14 protein-coding genes and 1 riboswitch are annotated in these 14,974 nt (G+C 37.6%); of the genes, 1 reads left to right on the top strand and 13 read right to left on the bottom strand.

What is annotated here, in order from left to right:
- Positions 1–920: 920 nt before the first annotated feature.
- The 5 genes from sufB to sufC all read right to left on the bottom strand — a co-directional run bounded on the left by sufB (position 921) and on the right by sufC (position 6,142).
- Positions 921–2,318, bottom strand: coding sequence for a Fe-S cluster assembly protein SufB (gene sufB, locus D1839_RS16840; protein ID WP_120380986.1), 1,398 nt, complete (start codon positions 2,316–2,318; stop codon positions 921–923).
- 69 nt (positions 2,319–2,387) lie between these two features.
- Positions 2,388–2,822 (bottom strand): Fe-S cluster assembly sulfur transfer protein SufU, encoded by a 435-nt coding sequence (sufU, locus tag D1839_RS16835; RefSeq protein WP_120380987.1) that lies wholly within the window; start codon positions 2,820–2,822, stop codon positions 2,388–2,390.
- Positions 2,812–4,032 carry a cysteine desulfurase gene (locus D1839_RS16830; protein ID WP_120380988.1) on the bottom strand — a complete coding sequence of 407 codons (1,221 nt, stop codon included), beginning with the start codon at positions 4,030–4,032 and terminating at the stop codon, positions 2,812–2,814. Before D1839_RS16830 ends, sufU begins: the two co-directional genes overlap by 11 nt.
- Positions 4,032–5,339 (bottom strand): Fe-S cluster assembly protein SufD, encoded by a 1,308-nt coding sequence (gene sufD, locus D1839_RS16825; RefSeq protein WP_120380989.1) that lies wholly within the window; start codon positions 5,337–5,339, stop codon positions 4,032–4,034. The genes D1839_RS16830 and sufD overlap by 1 nt, the downstream gene beginning before the upstream one ends.
- A gap of 17 nt (positions 5,340–5,356) precedes the next feature.
- Entirely contained in the window at positions 5,357–6,142 is a 786-nt protein-coding gene (gene sufC, locus D1839_RS16820) for a Fe-S cluster assembly ATPase SufC (protein ID WP_120380990.1), read from the bottom strand.
- Positions 6,143–6,770: 628 nt separating this feature from the next.
- On the opposite strand from sufC, the gene D1839_RS16815 reads away from it, so the two are divergent.
- A complete protein-coding gene (locus tag D1839_RS16815) occupies positions 6,771–6,935 on the top strand; it encodes a hypothetical protein (protein ID WP_166554465.1) in 165 nt (54 codons plus the stop codon).
- 172 nt (positions 6,936–7,107) lie between these two features.
- Here D1839_RS16815 and D1839_RS16810 read toward each other — a convergent pair whose 3' ends face one another.
- The 8 genes from D1839_RS16810 to D1839_RS16775 all read right to left on the bottom strand — a co-directional run bounded on the left by D1839_RS16810 (position 7,108) and on the right by D1839_RS16775 (position 14,967).
- A complete protein-coding gene (locus D1839_RS16810; RefSeq protein WP_120380991.1) occupies positions 7,108–7,935 on the bottom strand; it encodes a MetQ/NlpA family ABC transporter substrate-binding protein in 828 nt (275 codons plus the stop codon).
- A 27-nt stretch (positions 7,936–7,962) separates the two neighbouring features.
- Entirely contained in the window at positions 7,963–8,631 is a 669-nt protein-coding gene (locus D1839_RS16805; RefSeq protein ID WP_120380992.1) for a methionine ABC transporter permease, read from the bottom strand.
- The gene (locus tag D1839_RS16800) at positions 8,621–9,652 is read right to left on the bottom strand and encodes a methionine ABC transporter ATP-binding protein (protein ID WP_120380993.1); all 1,032 of its coding nucleotides are present in this window, start codon (positions 9,650–9,652) and stop codon (positions 8,621–8,623) included. Before D1839_RS16800 ends, D1839_RS16805 begins: the two co-directional genes overlap by 11 nt.
- A gap of 101 nt (positions 9,653–9,753) precedes the next feature.
- Positions 9,754–9,865: riboswitch (SAM riboswitch) on the bottom strand.
- A 72-nt stretch (positions 9,866–9,937) separates the two neighbouring features.
- Positions 9,938–10,249, bottom strand: a complete 312-nt coding sequence (locus tag D1839_RS16795) for a thioredoxin family protein (RefSeq protein WP_120380994.1) — start codon at positions 10,247–10,249, stop codon at positions 9,938–9,940.
- Positions 10,250–10,271: 22 nt separating this feature from the next.
- Entirely contained in the window at positions 10,272–10,628 is a 357-nt protein-coding gene (locus tag D1839_RS16790; RefSeq protein ID WP_120380995.1) for a toprim domain-containing protein, read from the bottom strand.
- A 525-nt stretch (positions 10,629–11,153) separates the two neighbouring features.
- Positions 11,154–11,534: a glycine cleavage system protein GcvH gene (gene gcvH, locus D1839_RS16785; RefSeq protein WP_050352416.1), complete on the bottom strand. Its 381-nt coding sequence runs from the start codon at positions 11,532–11,534 to the stop codon at positions 11,154–11,156.
- A 386-nt stretch (positions 11,535–11,920) separates the two neighbouring features.
- On the bottom strand, positions 11,921–12,274 hold the full coding sequence (locus D1839_RS16780) for an arsenate reductase family protein (protein ID WP_199690335.1): 354 nt from the start codon (positions 12,272–12,274) through the stop codon (positions 11,921–11,923).
- A gap of 908 nt (positions 12,275–13,182) precedes the next feature.
- Positions 13,183–14,967 carry an acyl-CoA dehydrogenase family protein gene (locus D1839_RS16775; RefSeq protein ID WP_120380997.1) on the bottom strand — a complete coding sequence of 595 codons (1,785 nt, stop codon included), beginning with the start codon at positions 14,965–14,967 and terminating at the stop codon, positions 13,183–13,185.
- Positions 14,968–14,974: the final 7 nt, after the last annotated feature.

Here is a 14,974-nt window from a genome sequence, read left to right as displayed (position 1 = left end):
ATTCGATTTATTATACTATGGAAAGGAAAAATTTACTATATTACTATAGAACAAAGGCGCAAGCGCCCGTTTAGCAACGTAGCGAGTGGAACGAAGCAACTAAAGTTTTAGGAATCATGGTGAGGCACGAACCAATGATGACTTATCGTAGGGCGATTCGTGAAGTCGCCTAGTTGCTGGGCGCTTAAGCCGGACGTGGCTATTCCGTTATATCGGTATCCAAAAGCCGAAATTTTTATACTTTCTTACCTCTTAAAAAAGAATGAAATCAATTCTTAATTAATTTATAAAGAAAGTCCTTAGCCAACAGTATCACAACAACATAATACATGGTAAATCACAATACGCCTAATGGCAGAAAAAGATATACTGCTACTTAAAATGCTGATGATTTTGAGCAAAAGAGAGCGTTTTATGCTCACTTTGTATTTAAGGTAAAGGATGTTCATAAAATTTAGTTCTTTACTTTCTTCTTGAACAAATCTCTAACTAAATCTATTACTAGATGTAAAATAATACCCCTATTAGTATACTTGATCCAGTCGCTTAGGTGATAAACAGGAAACAAGTTGAAATGTTGCAGTAAATAATAAAATATAGTTAATATTTAATGATTAATTTATTCAAATTCAAAATGAAGTCCTCCATACTGCTCGCTTGACTTAGATGGCTTTTGAAAAGATATATTCCCTATTAAAAATCCAATCACAATTTCTAACTTATTGGAGTTTTCAGGTTAGGATATTCTAATATAAAAACAACTGCTGATACATAGTTGCACATCACCGAAAAGATTGAAGATGACGCAATAAAAATGTATCAGCAGTATTTAGATTTAGAGTAATTTTTATTCCATTAATTGTGGGGGATTTGTGAGTGGCTAATCCACACGAACTTCTAAAGCATTGTTATCTCAAGCCTTATCCAATCGAACCTTCCATTTCAAATGAGATCAATCGGTTCATTTCAACCGCATATTCCATTGGCAATTCTTTTGTGAATGGTTCGATAAAGCCCATCACAATCATTTCTGTTGCTTCTTCCTCTGTTAAGCCGCGGCTCATTAGATAGAATAGCTGTTCTTCAGAAACTTTAGACACTTTTGCTTCATGCTCTAATGAAATATTATCATTATTTACTTCATTGTATGGAATCGTATCTGAAGTGGATTCATTATCCATGATCAGCGTATCGCACTCGATGTTGGAGCGAGCGCCAGATGCTTTACGACCAAAATGAACCAATCCACGGTAAGAAACTTTTCCGCCATTTTTCGAAATGGATTTTGAGACAATAGAAGATGACGTATTTGGTGCGAGATGATGCATTTTAGCGCCAGAATCTTGTAATTGACCTTTTCCGGCAAGGGCAATGGAAAGTGTATAGCCACGAGCACCTTCACCTTTTAGTAAGACTGCAGGGTATTTCATAGTAATCTTAGAACCAATATTACCGTCAATCCATTCCATCGTTGCATTTTCATCGCAGATAGCCCGCTTCGTTACTAAATTAAAAACATTGTTTGCCCAGTTTTGGATCGTTGTATAACGACAATATGCATCTTTTTTAACAAAAATTTCTACTACAGCACTGTGCAAGGAATTTGTTGTATAGATCGGTGCTGTACAACCTTCTACATAATGAACAGAAGCCCCTTCATCAACGATAATTAGTGTCCGTTCAAACTGTCCCATATTTTCCGAATTTATACGGAAGTAAGCTTGTAATGGTGTGGTTGTCTGAACACCTTTTGGCACATAAATGAACGAGCCACCAGACCACACCGCTGAGTTTAAAGCAGAAAATTTATTGTCCGTTGCTGGGATCACTTTACCGAAGTACTCTTTAAACAGTTCTTCATTTTCCTTCAACGCTGTATCGGTATCCTTAAACACTATCCCCATCTCTTCTAAATCTTCTTTTAAGCTATGGTAAACCACTTCTGATTCATACTGCGCCGAAACACCTGCTAAATATTTTTGCTCTGCTTCAGGAATGCCCAACTTATCAAATGTCCGCTTAATTTCTTCCGGAACCTCATCCCACGTTCTTCCTTGTTTTTCTGAAGGCTTCACATAATAGACAATCTCATCAAAGTTTAACTCTGATAGATCACCACCCCATTGAGGCATTGGACGCTCATAAAAATGCTCCAATGCTTTCAGGCGGTAGTCAAGCATCCATTTTGGTTCCTCTTTCATTCTGGAAATCTCTTCAACAATTTCACGAGTCAATCCTTTCCCTGAACGAAAGACAGAAACGTCACGGTCACGAAAACCATATTTATACTCTTCGATTTCTGGCATATTTTTTGCCATAAATAACCCCTCCTTTAGGTATAATTCAAGAACGATATCCATTTCGTAATAACGCTATATTATTACGCCTTATTCACCTTTAACACCCTTTTCCATCGCTTTCCAAGATAGAGTGGCACATTTAATTCTCGCTGGAAACTTAGATACACCTTGAAGGGCTTCAATATCGCCTAAATCTACCCCTTCCGTATCAACATCTTCTCCCAACATCATTTTGGAAAAAATATGGGACATTTTTATAGCTTTCTCCACTTCTAATCCTTTAATCGCTTGAGTCATCATAGAAGCCGAAGCCATGCTAATAGAGCATCCTTCACCTTCAAATTTAGCTTCTTTAACGATTCCATCTTCTACTTGCATAGTGAGCTGAATGCGATCTCCACAGGTTGGGTTATTCATATCGACAGTTAGAGCGTCCCCATCTATTCGACCTTTGTTTCGTGGATTTTTATAATGATCCATAATAACTTGTCTGTAGAGTGTATCTAGGTTATTAAAAGCCATTCCCAAAATACTCCTTTGTTTTCTGAAGTCCAGCTACTAAGCGATCCACATCTTCTTCTGTGTTATACAGATAGAAGCTTGCTCTTGCAGTCGCGGTCACATTTAACCAGCGCATTAATGGCTGAGCACAATGGTGTCCAGCTCGAACCGCGATTCCCTCTGCATCTAGAACCGTAGCTGTATCGTGAGGGTGAACATCATTCAGATTAAAGGTGATAAGTGCAGCGCGATGCTCTGGACCATAAATGGAAATATCATCCATCGCTTGCATCTTTTGCATCGCATATTGAGCTAGCTTTTCTTCACGCTTGGTGATATTATCCATACCGATATCTTCCAAAAAATCGATCGCTGCTCCTAATCCAATCGCACCGGCAATGATTGGTGTTCCACCTTCAAATTTCCACGGAAGCTCTTTCCATGTAGAATCATATAGATTTACAAAATCAATCATTTCTCCACCAAACTCAACTGGTTCCATATTTTCAAGCAACTCTTTCTTTCCATACAGTACTCCGATGCCAGTTGGAGCGCCCATCTTATGACCAGAAAAGGCGTAGAAATCGCAATTAAGCTCCTGCACATCTACTTTCATATGTGGAGCTCCTTGTGCCCCGTCTACGAGCAAGACAGCTCCATGTTCATGGGCTATAGAAGCTACTTCTTGAATCGGATTAATCGTCCCCAATACATTGGATACATGTGTCATGGCGACAACTTTCGTTTGCTTCGTAATGGTTTTCCTAACATCTTCTAACCGGATCGTCCCATCCTCTTGTAAAGGTATATATTTTAATGTAGCACCGGTGGCTTTGGCAGCTTGTTGCCAAGGGATGATATTACTATGATGCTCCATTGGCGTAATTACAATCTCATCCCCAGCTTTTAAATTAGCTCGTGCATAACTTGTAGCGACTGTATTAATCGCTGTTGTTGTTCCCCGTGTAAAAATAATTTCCGCACTACTGGAAGCATGAATAAATCGGCGAACTTTTTCTCTTGCCCCCTCATAAGCAGTAGTTGCTTTCGTTCCAAGCGTATGCACACCACGGTGAACATTTGAATTATATGATCGATAATAGGTATCAACAGCTTCAATTACTTGAATTGGTTTTTGTGACGTTGCTGAAGAATCCAAATAGACAAAAGGATGGCCATTCACTTCCTGGTTTAAAATAGGAAACTGCTCACGAATGGCTTTTACATCCATTAATATACCTTCCTTTCAATAACCTGCGTCAATTGATTTTTAACTGCTTCGATCGGTAATTGATTTACCACGGGTGCTAAGAAACCATGAACGATTAAACGCTCTGCCTCTTCTTGCGTAATTCCTCGGCTCATTAAATAGTACAACTGCAATGGATCTACTCTTCCCACAGAAGCAGCGTGACCAGCGGTTACATCATCTTCATCAATTAATAGAATCGGATTTGCATCCCCGCGGGCTTTTTCACTTAACATCAATACGCGAGATTCTTGTTCTGCATTTGCTTTTGAAGCACCGTGTTCAATTTTCCCAATGCCGTTAAAAATAGTAGTAGCACTATCTTTCATTACACCATGTTGTAAAATATAACCTTCTGAGTTTTTACCAAAATGAACAATTTTCGCAGTGAAGTTTTGTGTTTGCTTACCTCGACCAACAGAAACTGTTTTAGCATTGGATAATGAATTTTCTCCAACCAAATGCGTAATATTTTCTGAAACGGTATTCCCATCATTCATTTGCCCTAATGCCCAATCGATAATTGCATCACGATAAGCTACCCCACGGCGATTATTATAAGCAGTAGTACCTGCTGCAAAATTATCCACAGCTCCAAATGAGATCTTTGCATTGTCTTGCGCAATGACCTCCGTTACAATATTTGCAACCGTAGGCTCATTCTCATTATGTGAAATATAATTTTCCACATAGGTTAACGAACTACCCTGTTCTGCAACTACAAGCACATGGTTAAACATAGCTAATTCCGGATCTTCCTGCCAAAAAATCGCTTGTAACGGCGCTTCTACTACAATGTTTTTAGGGATGTAAACGAAAACACCACCATTCATTAAAGCCGCATGCATTGCAGTTAAGCGATGTTCATCAATAGATACAGCATCTTTCATATAATACCGCTGGACGAGATCGCTATGATTTTGTAATGCCGTAAAAATATCAGTAAAAATAACGCCTTTATCTTGTAACTCTTGACTTAACGTACTGTGAGCTACAGAATGATTTCGTTGAATTAGGAGGTTCTCAGGTAGATCATTTTCATCCAAGTATTCCTGTAATTCTGCAGGCAAATCTCTTAATGAAGTAATCTTTTCACCTGTTGCTGTATGTTTAAACTCGGTAAAATTCCACTTACCAATTTTCGTTTTATCTGGCTTTGGTAACTCCAAGTCTTCTGCACTGCTTAGCGCCTGAAGACGTAAATCCAACATCCATTGTGGCTCGTTTCTCTCTTTTGAAAACTGTTCAATGTATTCTTTATTATATGGCAGCTTTGTTTCTACAGTCATGAATACCCCTCCTTACATTACGCATTTTGCTCAACAGTATGGTCTTCGATACCAAGTTCTTCCTTAATCCACTCATACCCCTCTGCCTCAAGGCGTTTAGCAAGTTCTGGTCCACCAGATTTCACAACACGACCTTGCATCATAACATGTACAAAATCCGGAGTTATATAGTTTAATAAACGTTGATAGTGCGTAATAATCATGCAACCAAAGTTTTCATCTCGAAGTTTATTAATTCCCTTCGATACAATCTTTAACGCATCTATATCTAATCCAGAGTCAATCTCATCCAACATTGCAATCTCTGGCTTTAACAACATAAGCTGAAGAATCTCATTACGTTTCTTCTCCCCACCAGAAAAGCCCTCGTTTAAATATCGTTGTGCCATATTCTTATCGATTTCTAAATAATCAAGCACACTGTCCATTTCTTTAATGAAATTCATTAAAGAAATCTCATTTCCTTCGCCCCGACGAGCATTCATAGAAGAACGTAGAAAGTCAGAAGTGGTAACTCCGCTTATTTCACTCGGATATTGCATAGCTAAGAATAATCCAGCTCTAGCACGCTCATCTACTTCCATTTCCAATACATCTTCTCCATTTAATAAGATGCTTCCCTCTGTAACCTCATATTTTGGATGCCCCATGATCGCAGAAGCTAGTGTGGATTTACCGGTACCATTTGGTCCCATAATTGCATGGAATTCTCCACCTTTTATTGTTAGGTCGACACCTTTCAGTATCTCCTTGTCTTCGATTGATACGTGCAAATTCTTGATTTCTAGCGTTGATCCAGCCATATTTATACCCCCAAATACATATTATAATAAGTCACATTGATATGAACGTGATATTCATTCTCAATTTATTCTCATTACAATCTTAAATCATTTCGAATTTATTATCAACTCTTTTAGAACAGGAAATCATATGTAAGTTCTAAGTGTATCATTTATTCTAAGTGAGAAACAGAAGGAAATAAAGCAATTATTTGTTCCATATCAACAAGGTTAAAAAACATAGCATTTACTTTCACGTTTCCCTTTATTTTTCTTCTATTTCTATATGTAGACTACCATCTACTACAACAGTTAGCAAACAAGTCTACTCATCATAGAATAAGATTTTTACAATGCGATCCGAAAATAATGAAAAAGCTTATACCTATAAAAAAGAAATAAATTCAATTAATATGGGTATTCGTTCACCTCCCACTGATTGTTAGTACCCTAATGGCATGACGAAATAGGGCATTTAGATGCTGTTATCTCCCCATTAGACTTGTCGCAATCCAGATTACCCAATAGTCTACAACCCCTTATACACGGGATAAACATAGGCAAAAGGGCGTCTATGCCATGTGCATAAACGCCCTTTGCCTTTATCTATCTCGTTTTCAAGATGGTTATCTGTTTTGTTGGATATATGATGCTGCAAAAAGCTTACACTTCTGATGATCTTGCTGACGTTTTCTTTCAACTGCCAGTCGTTGCTTCAGCTTACGTTGATATTCAGCAAAGCCAATGTGGTGGGATTGTTGCATTGCCTTCTCCATTTCAGAAGTGTACTTCATTTTTATTCCGCTATGAATAGGGAATCATCCTTTCTTGATTTTGACTCATAATAAGATTATCATAAGACAGGTTCCCTGTTCAAAACGCATTTAAACGCGTCTTCGCTCAAATAAACGGTTCATTTTTAATTATCGACAGAAAAGGATGACGATATCTACACATGCGCTGTATCTTATGGGATTCCTTCTTTATTATTCTTTTCCACCTACCGGAACAACAGCTCCATCATATTTTTCTTCCATAAAAGATTGAATTTCTTCTGATTGTAAAACTTCAGCCAATTTAATTAACGCCTCATCGTCTTTATCTTCTTTCTTAACAGCTAGCACATTCACATACGGTGAATCTTCATCTTCAATAAACAAGCCATCCTTTGTTGGCTTTAATCCTGCATCGATAGCGTAGTTTGTATTAATAGCAACGAGAGCATTTTCTTCCCTTTCATAGTACTCTGGAAGGGTAGCTGCTTCGTATTCGGGTGAAAACTTTAAATTCTTTGGATTTTCGGCAATATCATCAATCGTAGCTTTTGCTTTATCTACACCAGTATCTAATTTAATCAGTCCCTGCTCCTCAAACAAAGTTAAAATACGTCCATGATCTGGTACAGAGTTACTCATAATTACTTCCGTGCCTTCGGGGATATCATCAATGCTTGCAATACCTTTAGAATAAACACCAATTGGCTCAATATGAATACCAGCAATATAATCAAGTTCATATCCTGTGTCACTTATTGTTTGTTCTAAAAATGGAATGTGCTGAAAATAGTTTGCATTAATCTCTCCTCTATCCAAATCATCATTTGGCAAAACATAATCCTGATATTCACTAATTTCAAGAGTGATGCCCTCTTTTTCCAATAAAGGTTTCGCCTCTTCTAAGATTTCTGCATGCGGTACACTGGAAGCACCGACGATAATTTTGTTATCATCCGCTGCTTTATCATCCCCGCCACATGCTGCTAAAACACTTCCAAGACTAATAAGAAATAGAATGGATAGAATGTATTTTTTCATTTTGTACGCTCCTCTTTTCGTTTTGAATTATCTCTTATCTAATTTGCGTGTGATAAAATCACCAATAAATTGAAATAAAAATACGATCAGTACAATGATAATGGAACAAAGCAGGACGATATCAAAATCTCTGCGCTGGAATCCCGAATAGTAGGCATAGCTTCCTAGTCCACCAGCACCAATGGCTCCTGCCATTGCTGTATAGCCAATAAGTGCAATCGCTGTAACGGTAATACCTGAAATTAATGCAGGCATCGCTTCAGGTAACAATACTTTAAAAATAATCGTTCTTGTTTTTGCTCCCATCGCTTTGGCAGCCTCGATAACACCTTTATCCACTTCTCTTAAAGCAATTTCGACAAGCCGTCCATAAAATGGCGCTGCACCGATGATTAATGCCGGCAAGGCAGCATTAGGGCCACGGATCGTCCCAACGATAAAATCAGTAAATGGGAATAAGAGTAGTATTAATATAATAAATGGAATGGCACGAAACACATTCACTAAAGTGGCTGTTAAAAAGTTAACCCACTTATTTTGCCATAACCCCCCCTTATTTGTAAGGAAAAGTAGCAAGCCTAGCATGATACCAAATATAAATGTTCCGATTAGTGCAATAATCGTCATATAAAATGTTTCATACGTTGCTTCAATAAAATCTTCTATTTTAATTGTAGAAAATAGATCAGTCAACATTACGGATCACCTCCAACTCCACAGAGGTTTCTTCAGACACGTGCTGGACTGCCTTAGCAATTTCTGCCTCATCACCGGTCATCTGGATAAATAAAGTACCATACGCTCCAGCCTGTGTACGGGTAATTTTCCCTTGTAAAATGCTAATATTAATATCGTATGTTTTTACAAGCTTACTGATTAAAGCATCGTTTGTTGTTTCGCCGACAAAATGAAGGCGAATAAGCCTACCTTGCTTAAATGTGTTGATTAGATGTTCGAACTCATTTTCAGCTTCAGCATCCCCCATCAATTGTTGGACAAACTTTTTCGTAACATTGTTTTTCGGATGAGAAAATACGTCTAATACATTACCGTGCTCCACTACTTTTCCATTTTCCATGACGGCAACATGGTTACATATTTTCCGAATGACATGCATTTCATGCGTAATCAAAATAATAGTTATCCCTAACTGCTTATTAATATCAACAAGCAAATCCAATATCGAATTCGTTGTTTCCGGATCCAAAGCTGATGTAGCCTCATCACAAAGTAATACAGAAGGCTTATTTGCCAATGCGCGTGCTATACCAACTCGTTGCTTTTGTCCACCGCTTAATTGCGAAGGATATGTCTTCTCTTTACCAGATAAGCCAACTAAATCAATTAATGATTGTACACGTTGTTGCCTTTCTTCTTTTTCCACTCCCGCTATCTCTAATGGGAAGGAAATATTATCCTCTACCGTTCGTGACCATAGTAAATTGAAATGTTGAAACACCATTCCAATATCTTGTCTTGCCAGACGCAGCTCATTCTTTTTGAGTGCCGTTATCTCCTGCTTATTAATATAAACTTTTCCACTTGTTGGTTCTTCTAGACGATTAATCAATCGTACAAATGTACTTTTTCCAGCACCACTATAACCGATTACACCAAAGATATCTCCTTGCTCAATCGAAAGGGTAACATCGTCTACAGCTGTTGTTTCTGTCTTGTTTGCAGTAAAAACTTTACGCAAACCCTCAATCGATATCACACCTACTCCTCCTTCTTAGCTCTTACTATTATGCCCATATAAGCAATTAAAAACGCCTTTCTGCAAGAGAGAACAGAAAGACGTATGCATGTCAAAATGTCCCCTCATCTATCAAGGCTTATCACCTTGCAGGAATTAGCACCTTTCAAATAGTTCTATTTGAAGGTTGCCGCGGGTTCACTGGGCCAGTCCCTCCACCGCTCAAGATAAGAGTAAATTATTATTTAATTGGAATAGAAACTATAATAGCATGGTGTTTTCAATCTGTCAATATGCTTTTTTGTATTAGAATGCAAACATTTCGGGTTTATGCTTTAACAAATATTGATAAATATTTGCCACATTTCTAAACGCATAAATTTTTTCTACTATTTTTCCATCTTTCTTAATGAGCAAACAAGGCACGCTTTCTACTTGATTTGTTTGCATAAATTCCGGATGTAGCGAAGCGTTCATTTCTAAAAACACTTCCTGTTTTTGCATTTGTTCAATTTTAAGCAACATGCTTTTAGCTAGGTTACAAGTTCCGCAAAGCGGTGTGAAAATATAGAGAAAGTAATCAGATTGCTGCAATTGCTCTTTTGTTACCTGTTGCAAACTATCACCTTTTTACTATAATTTAAATCAAAAAGATAGGGTTAACCGCTATTCTTTTACTTACTAATACTTGTGCTAAAACATTTTCCGGCGTGGTTGCGACTTCCCGGTACTCACTGCTTACATATACATGCTCCGCATGCGGTAATTCTCTTGCTAATTGTTTACGAAGCTTTATACCAGAAGGGTCTTCATCTACAAGAATATAAACTTCCTTATCATCTAATCCATACTCCTCCAACATTTGGTCAAATCGTTCCACTCCGAGGGTTCCATTCGTACAAACAATCGTCAAATCTTCCGCAAGTACTTTGTTTACTTGCCTTTTATCCGTTAACCCTTCTACAATCAAAACCTTCTCTGATCCATCTGTTATCATCACATAGCACTCCTTGGAAAATCAAGCGACAAGCTTGCGTATGCAGAGAGAGCTTGTTTTATTATTAGATGCCGTTCAAAGAACAGACAATATTTCCATTTACATACAGTTTGAGCAATGGTATGCACTTTACAAAATGAATGTATGCTCGTAATGGATGCCTGACTTTTAAACGTGTCATTATATAATAGAAATAAGTCTTCTGCAATTCATTTATGTCCATTGTCATCGATGATTCGCTTATAGTTTATGTTAACAATTATCCAATTATTAATCGTTCCCTATTTATGCATATCTCGAGAAAAGATCTATTTTAGAATTATGATGTTTAGGCTACTAATCAATTAACATATAAGTACTTGCTGATTGATTTACATAAAAAATGAAACCGTATCACTTGTGTAGTCAGGCTTTTTTATAACAGACTAACCTTACATAAACAATCTTGACTTTTCTATTTTTTTACATTTATTCTAGTAAAAACAAAGCTGATTGCAAAATATTGCATATCAGCTATTGAATTATTTATTCACTTATCATTTCTTCATATGCTTCTGCAGATAATAAATCGTCCAATTCGGCTTCATTTGTTGGCTCTACAACAAGCATCCATGCATTTTCATATGGTGATTCATTTACAAATTCAGGACTGTCTTCCAATTCTTCATTTACCTCGACTACTTTACCACTGATGGGAGCGTATAATTCCGACACCGTTTTCACGGATTCTACACTACCAAAAGGCTCATTAATTTCTAATTCATCACCAACTTCAGGAAGTTCAACAAATACAATATCTCCTAATTCGTCTTGGGCAAAATCAGTAATACCAATACGTACATTTCCATCTTCTTGTTTTACCCATTCATGCTCTTTTGAATATAGTAATTCCTTTGGTACGCTCATATATATTCCCCTCCAAATGATATATTCCACTTTCACTATACAAGGTTCAGAGTCATTAATCCAGTATTTATTTTCTGTATTCTTTGATAGAAACTGTTTGGAAACCTAGTCCATTCAGTTACAAATAAATAGACACTTTAAAAAACTTGCATTCCACCCGGAACAGAGGCGCAGGGCGCCCGTTTAGCAACGTAGCGAATGGAACAAATCAACTAAAGTTTTAGGAGTCATGGGGAGGCACGAACCAATGATGACTTATCGTAGGGCGATTCGTGAAGTCGTCTAGTTGCTGGGCGCTTGCACCGGACGTGGCTTATTCGGTTATTTTGTTATGCCAAAGTAACAAATTTTATACTTTCTTATTCTTTAAAATAAACAAGCAATCTTTACAACCAATTTTTTGCAAATTCTTCCTCTTTAAATCCAACCGTCACTTGAGAGCCATCGGTTACGATTGGTCGTTTAATTAACATGCCGTCTGATGCTAATATTTCTGCCATTTCCTCATCTGTAGCATCTGCTATTTTTTCCTTTACATTCAGCTCCCGGTACTTCTTACCACTTGTATTAAAAAACTTCTTTGCGGGTAGCCCACTTTTCTGGATCAAATCAAGTAATTCCTCTTTAGTAGGCGGGTTTTGAACAATATGTATAGGCATATAATTCACTTGTTGATTTTCTAACCATTTCTTTGCTTTTTTACATGTACCGCAATTCGGATACCAATAGAAAGTTAACATCAAATTGCAACCCCCATTCAATAATATGTTCCATTATATCAAAATAGACAAACGTTATTCGAATAAAATGAGTTTGTTTTACAATTTTGCTTGACTACACTTTTGGATAATTTTTCATTGTTTTGAAAAACAAGAGCTGAAAATCCTAATCTAGCAACGATTTGTTTCATAAAAAGTGCTTTATACAAAATATGTGCATAGGAGAATAACAAACATAAAAGTGCTGGGACTATAACTAAAACAGCTGATTAAAAAACAAACAATAAAGTGAATCTTCCCTCAAGATAAAGACGAAATATTTAGGATAGAAGAATGAGCTTAGTCTAGATTTGAGGATGCTTTAGCTAAGACCTTTGAGTAGGACTTTAGCCTAGGAAACAATTTTAGTCGTCGACATTCATGTCTAAATCCACCTGCTTTAGCAGGTGGTCGTTTACGTGCCGTTATCTCTAACTTAGCTTATGGTTGTATGATTTCTCCAACTCCAGAAGCCGAAGTCTTACAGCACCTTATATTGCAAGTTCTACTATAAGTGCCTATCTCGAAAAATAGAAGATGATAATTTTCTAATCTTACCTTTGTAACAAAGTGGGAACTCCCACGTTCCGTGTAAAGCAGGGGAAAAGCCTTAGATTACATCAAACGCTTACCTATTGCTGACGATACATAAAAAGCTTGAGCCGACATCCCTTAGGTACGACCTCTCGACTCCTAAATTAAGCCCGCAGAGGTGCTATCATTTAGATACCTTCTCCCTCATAAATAGCGAGGAGCCTCTATAAGGTATTAGCAGGTATTTCTTGTTTCGTTTTTTGCTTAACAAACCTCTTGCCTTATTTCCTTACAAGGAAAAAAGACGAGCTAATCTAACATATTCATTAGATTTAGCCCGTCTTTTTGTTCTCTTATTATAGAGTATATTTTTCTTCTTCAATGATAGCAGCTGCGATTTCCCGTTTTTTTGCTATTACATTAGTTGGTGTATGACGGGTTAATTTACGTAAGGTAGAAAGCATCATTCGTAATGTATCTCCTTCTTCTACAGCGATCAACGTTTCTTTAGCATTTGCCTCCATACGGTTAAACGCTTCTTGCACGTAAACTTCTGTATACCATAATTTTTGCTTACTCTTTTCTTCTCCATCTCGTTGGATCGCTTTTTCGGTACGAAGAATAGCTGACTCCATATTATAAACTTCTGCTACCATATCAGCCAGATTAACAAGAATTTCTTGCTCATGCTCGATGTTTTGCATGAATTTTTGGGCTGCTAAGCCTGCACCAAGTAGGACCATTTTCTTCGCATTTTTGAGTAAATGTTTTTCCTGCTCTAATGCAGCAGTGCCTGCTTCTTCTGGCATGAGCATCATTAATTCTTCCTGAAGGGATTGTGCTTTTTGCAGTAGTGGAAGTTCTCCTTTCATCGCTTTTTTCAACAGCGTTCCAGGAACTAATAAGCGGTTAATTTCATTCGTTCCTTCAAAAATGCGGTTGATGCGTGAATCACGGTACATCCGCTCTACCTCGTATTCTTGCATGAAGCCATAGCCCCCATGTAATTGCACAGCTTCATCTGCTACGAAATCCAAAAGTTCTGTGCACATATACTTATTCATAGAACACTCAATCTGATATTCTGCAATAGCTCTAGCAACTTCTCTACCATCATTTAATTGCTCATCCGTAAGCGCACCCATCCGCTGTTCAAATAATCCAACGGTTCGATATACTGCACTTTCATTTGCATATGTTTCTGCTGCCATCGTCGCTAGTTTTTCTTTTGTTAGTGAAAAGCTAGAAATTGGCTTGTTAAACTGTTTTCGTTCATTTACATATTTCACTGCTAATTCAATGCCTCGTTTAGCTCCGCCAACACCGCCAATTGCCAGCTTATAACGTCCAACGTTTAAAATATTAAAAGCAATAATATGACCGCGCCCTTTTTCTCCCAACAAGTTTTCCACAGGTACTTCCGCATCCTCTAATATTAATGTACGAGTTGAGGAGCTTTTGATTCCCATTTTCTTTTCTTCAGGTCCAGTTGATACTCCAGGAAATTCACGTTCCACGATAAATGCAGAGAAGTGTTCGCCGTCTATCTTGGCATAAACAATAAACACATCAGCAAAAGCTGAATTGGTAATCCATTGCTTTTCCCCATTTAAAATATAATGCGTTCCTGCTTCATTCAACACTGCTGTAGCTTTTGCACCTAAAGCGTCAGAACCTGAACTTGGTTCTGTCAAAGCATATGCAGCTAACAATTCCCCTGTCGCCAGTTTGGGTAAATACTTCTCCTTTTGTGCATTATTTCCGAAAAACACAATTGGTAATGTACCTATCCCTACGTGCGCGCCGTGAGTGACCGAAAAGCCACCAGCAAGAGCGAATTTTTCCGTAATCAAAGATGAACTAATTTTGTCCAATGCTAAACCGCCGTATTCTTCCGGAATATCTGCTCCTAACAGTCCAAGTTCCCCAGCTTTCTTCAATAATTCAACGGAATGTTCAAACTCATGATTTTCTAGACGGTCAACTTTCGGAAGGACTTCTCCAACTACAAATTCTTCCGTTGTTTTAGCAATCATTTTATGCTCATCCGTGAAATCCTCTGGAGTAATGACATCTTCTGCTGTTAAGTCCTCAACTAAAAAGCCGCCGCCTTTAAATACCTTTTCTTTTGTTTCGCTCATATATATA

Origin of the sequence: Roseburia sp. 1XD42-34, assembly GCF_009917385.1 — a bacterium.
GTDB lineage: Bacteria > Bacillota > Bacilli > Bacillales > Amphibacillaceae > Virgibacillus.
The sequence above is the reverse complement of the archived record's forward strand: the minus strand, read 5'-3'. Positions and strand labels throughout refer to the sequence as shown.

Excerpts from the sequence above, each read along its gene's own strand:
- sufB (WP_120380986.1), bottom strand. The coding sequence starts at position 2,318 with ATGGCAAAAAATATGCCAGAAATCGAAGAGTATAAATATGGTTTTCGT.
- sufU (WP_120380987.1), bottom strand. The coding sequence starts at position 2,822 with ATGGCTTTTAATAACCTAGATACACTCTACAGACAAGTTATTATGGAT.
- D1839_RS16830 (WP_120380988.1), bottom strand. The coding sequence starts at position 4,032 with ATGGATGTAAAAGCCATTCGTGAGCAGTTTCCTATTTTAAACCAGGAA.
- sufD (WP_120380989.1), bottom strand. The coding sequence starts at position 5,339 with ATGACTGTAGAAACAAAGCTGCCATATAATAAAGAATACATTGAACAG.
- sufC (WP_120380990.1), bottom strand. The coding sequence starts at position 6,142 with ATGGCTGGATCAACGCTAGAAATCAAGAATTTGCACGTATCAATCGAA.
- D1839_RS16815 (WP_166554465.1), top strand. The coding sequence starts at position 6,771 with ATGCTGCAAAAAGCTTACACTTCTGATGATCTTGCTGACGTTTTCTTT.
- D1839_RS16810 (WP_120380991.1), bottom strand. The coding sequence starts at position 7,935 with ATGAAAAAATACATTCTATCCATTCTATTTCTTATTAGTCTTGGAAGT.
- D1839_RS16805 (WP_120380992.1), bottom strand. The coding sequence starts at position 8,631 with ATGTTGACTGATCTATTTTCTACAATTAAAATAGAAGATTTTATTGAA.
- D1839_RS16790 (WP_120380995.1), bottom strand. The coding sequence starts at position 10,628 with ATGATAACAGATGGATCAGAGAAGGTTTTGATTGTAGAAGGGTTAACG.
- gcvH (WP_050352416.1), bottom strand. The coding sequence starts at position 11,534 with ATGAGCGTACCAAAGGAATTACTATATTCAAAAGAGCATGAATGGGTA.
- D1839_RS16780 (WP_199690335.1), bottom strand. The coding sequence starts at position 12,274 with ATGTTAACTTTCTATTGGTATCCGAATTGCGGTACATGTAAAAAAGCA.
- D1839_RS16775 (WP_120380997.1), bottom strand. The coding sequence starts at position 14,967 with ATGAGCGAAACAAAAGAAAAGGTATTTAAAGGCGGCGGCTTTTTAGTT.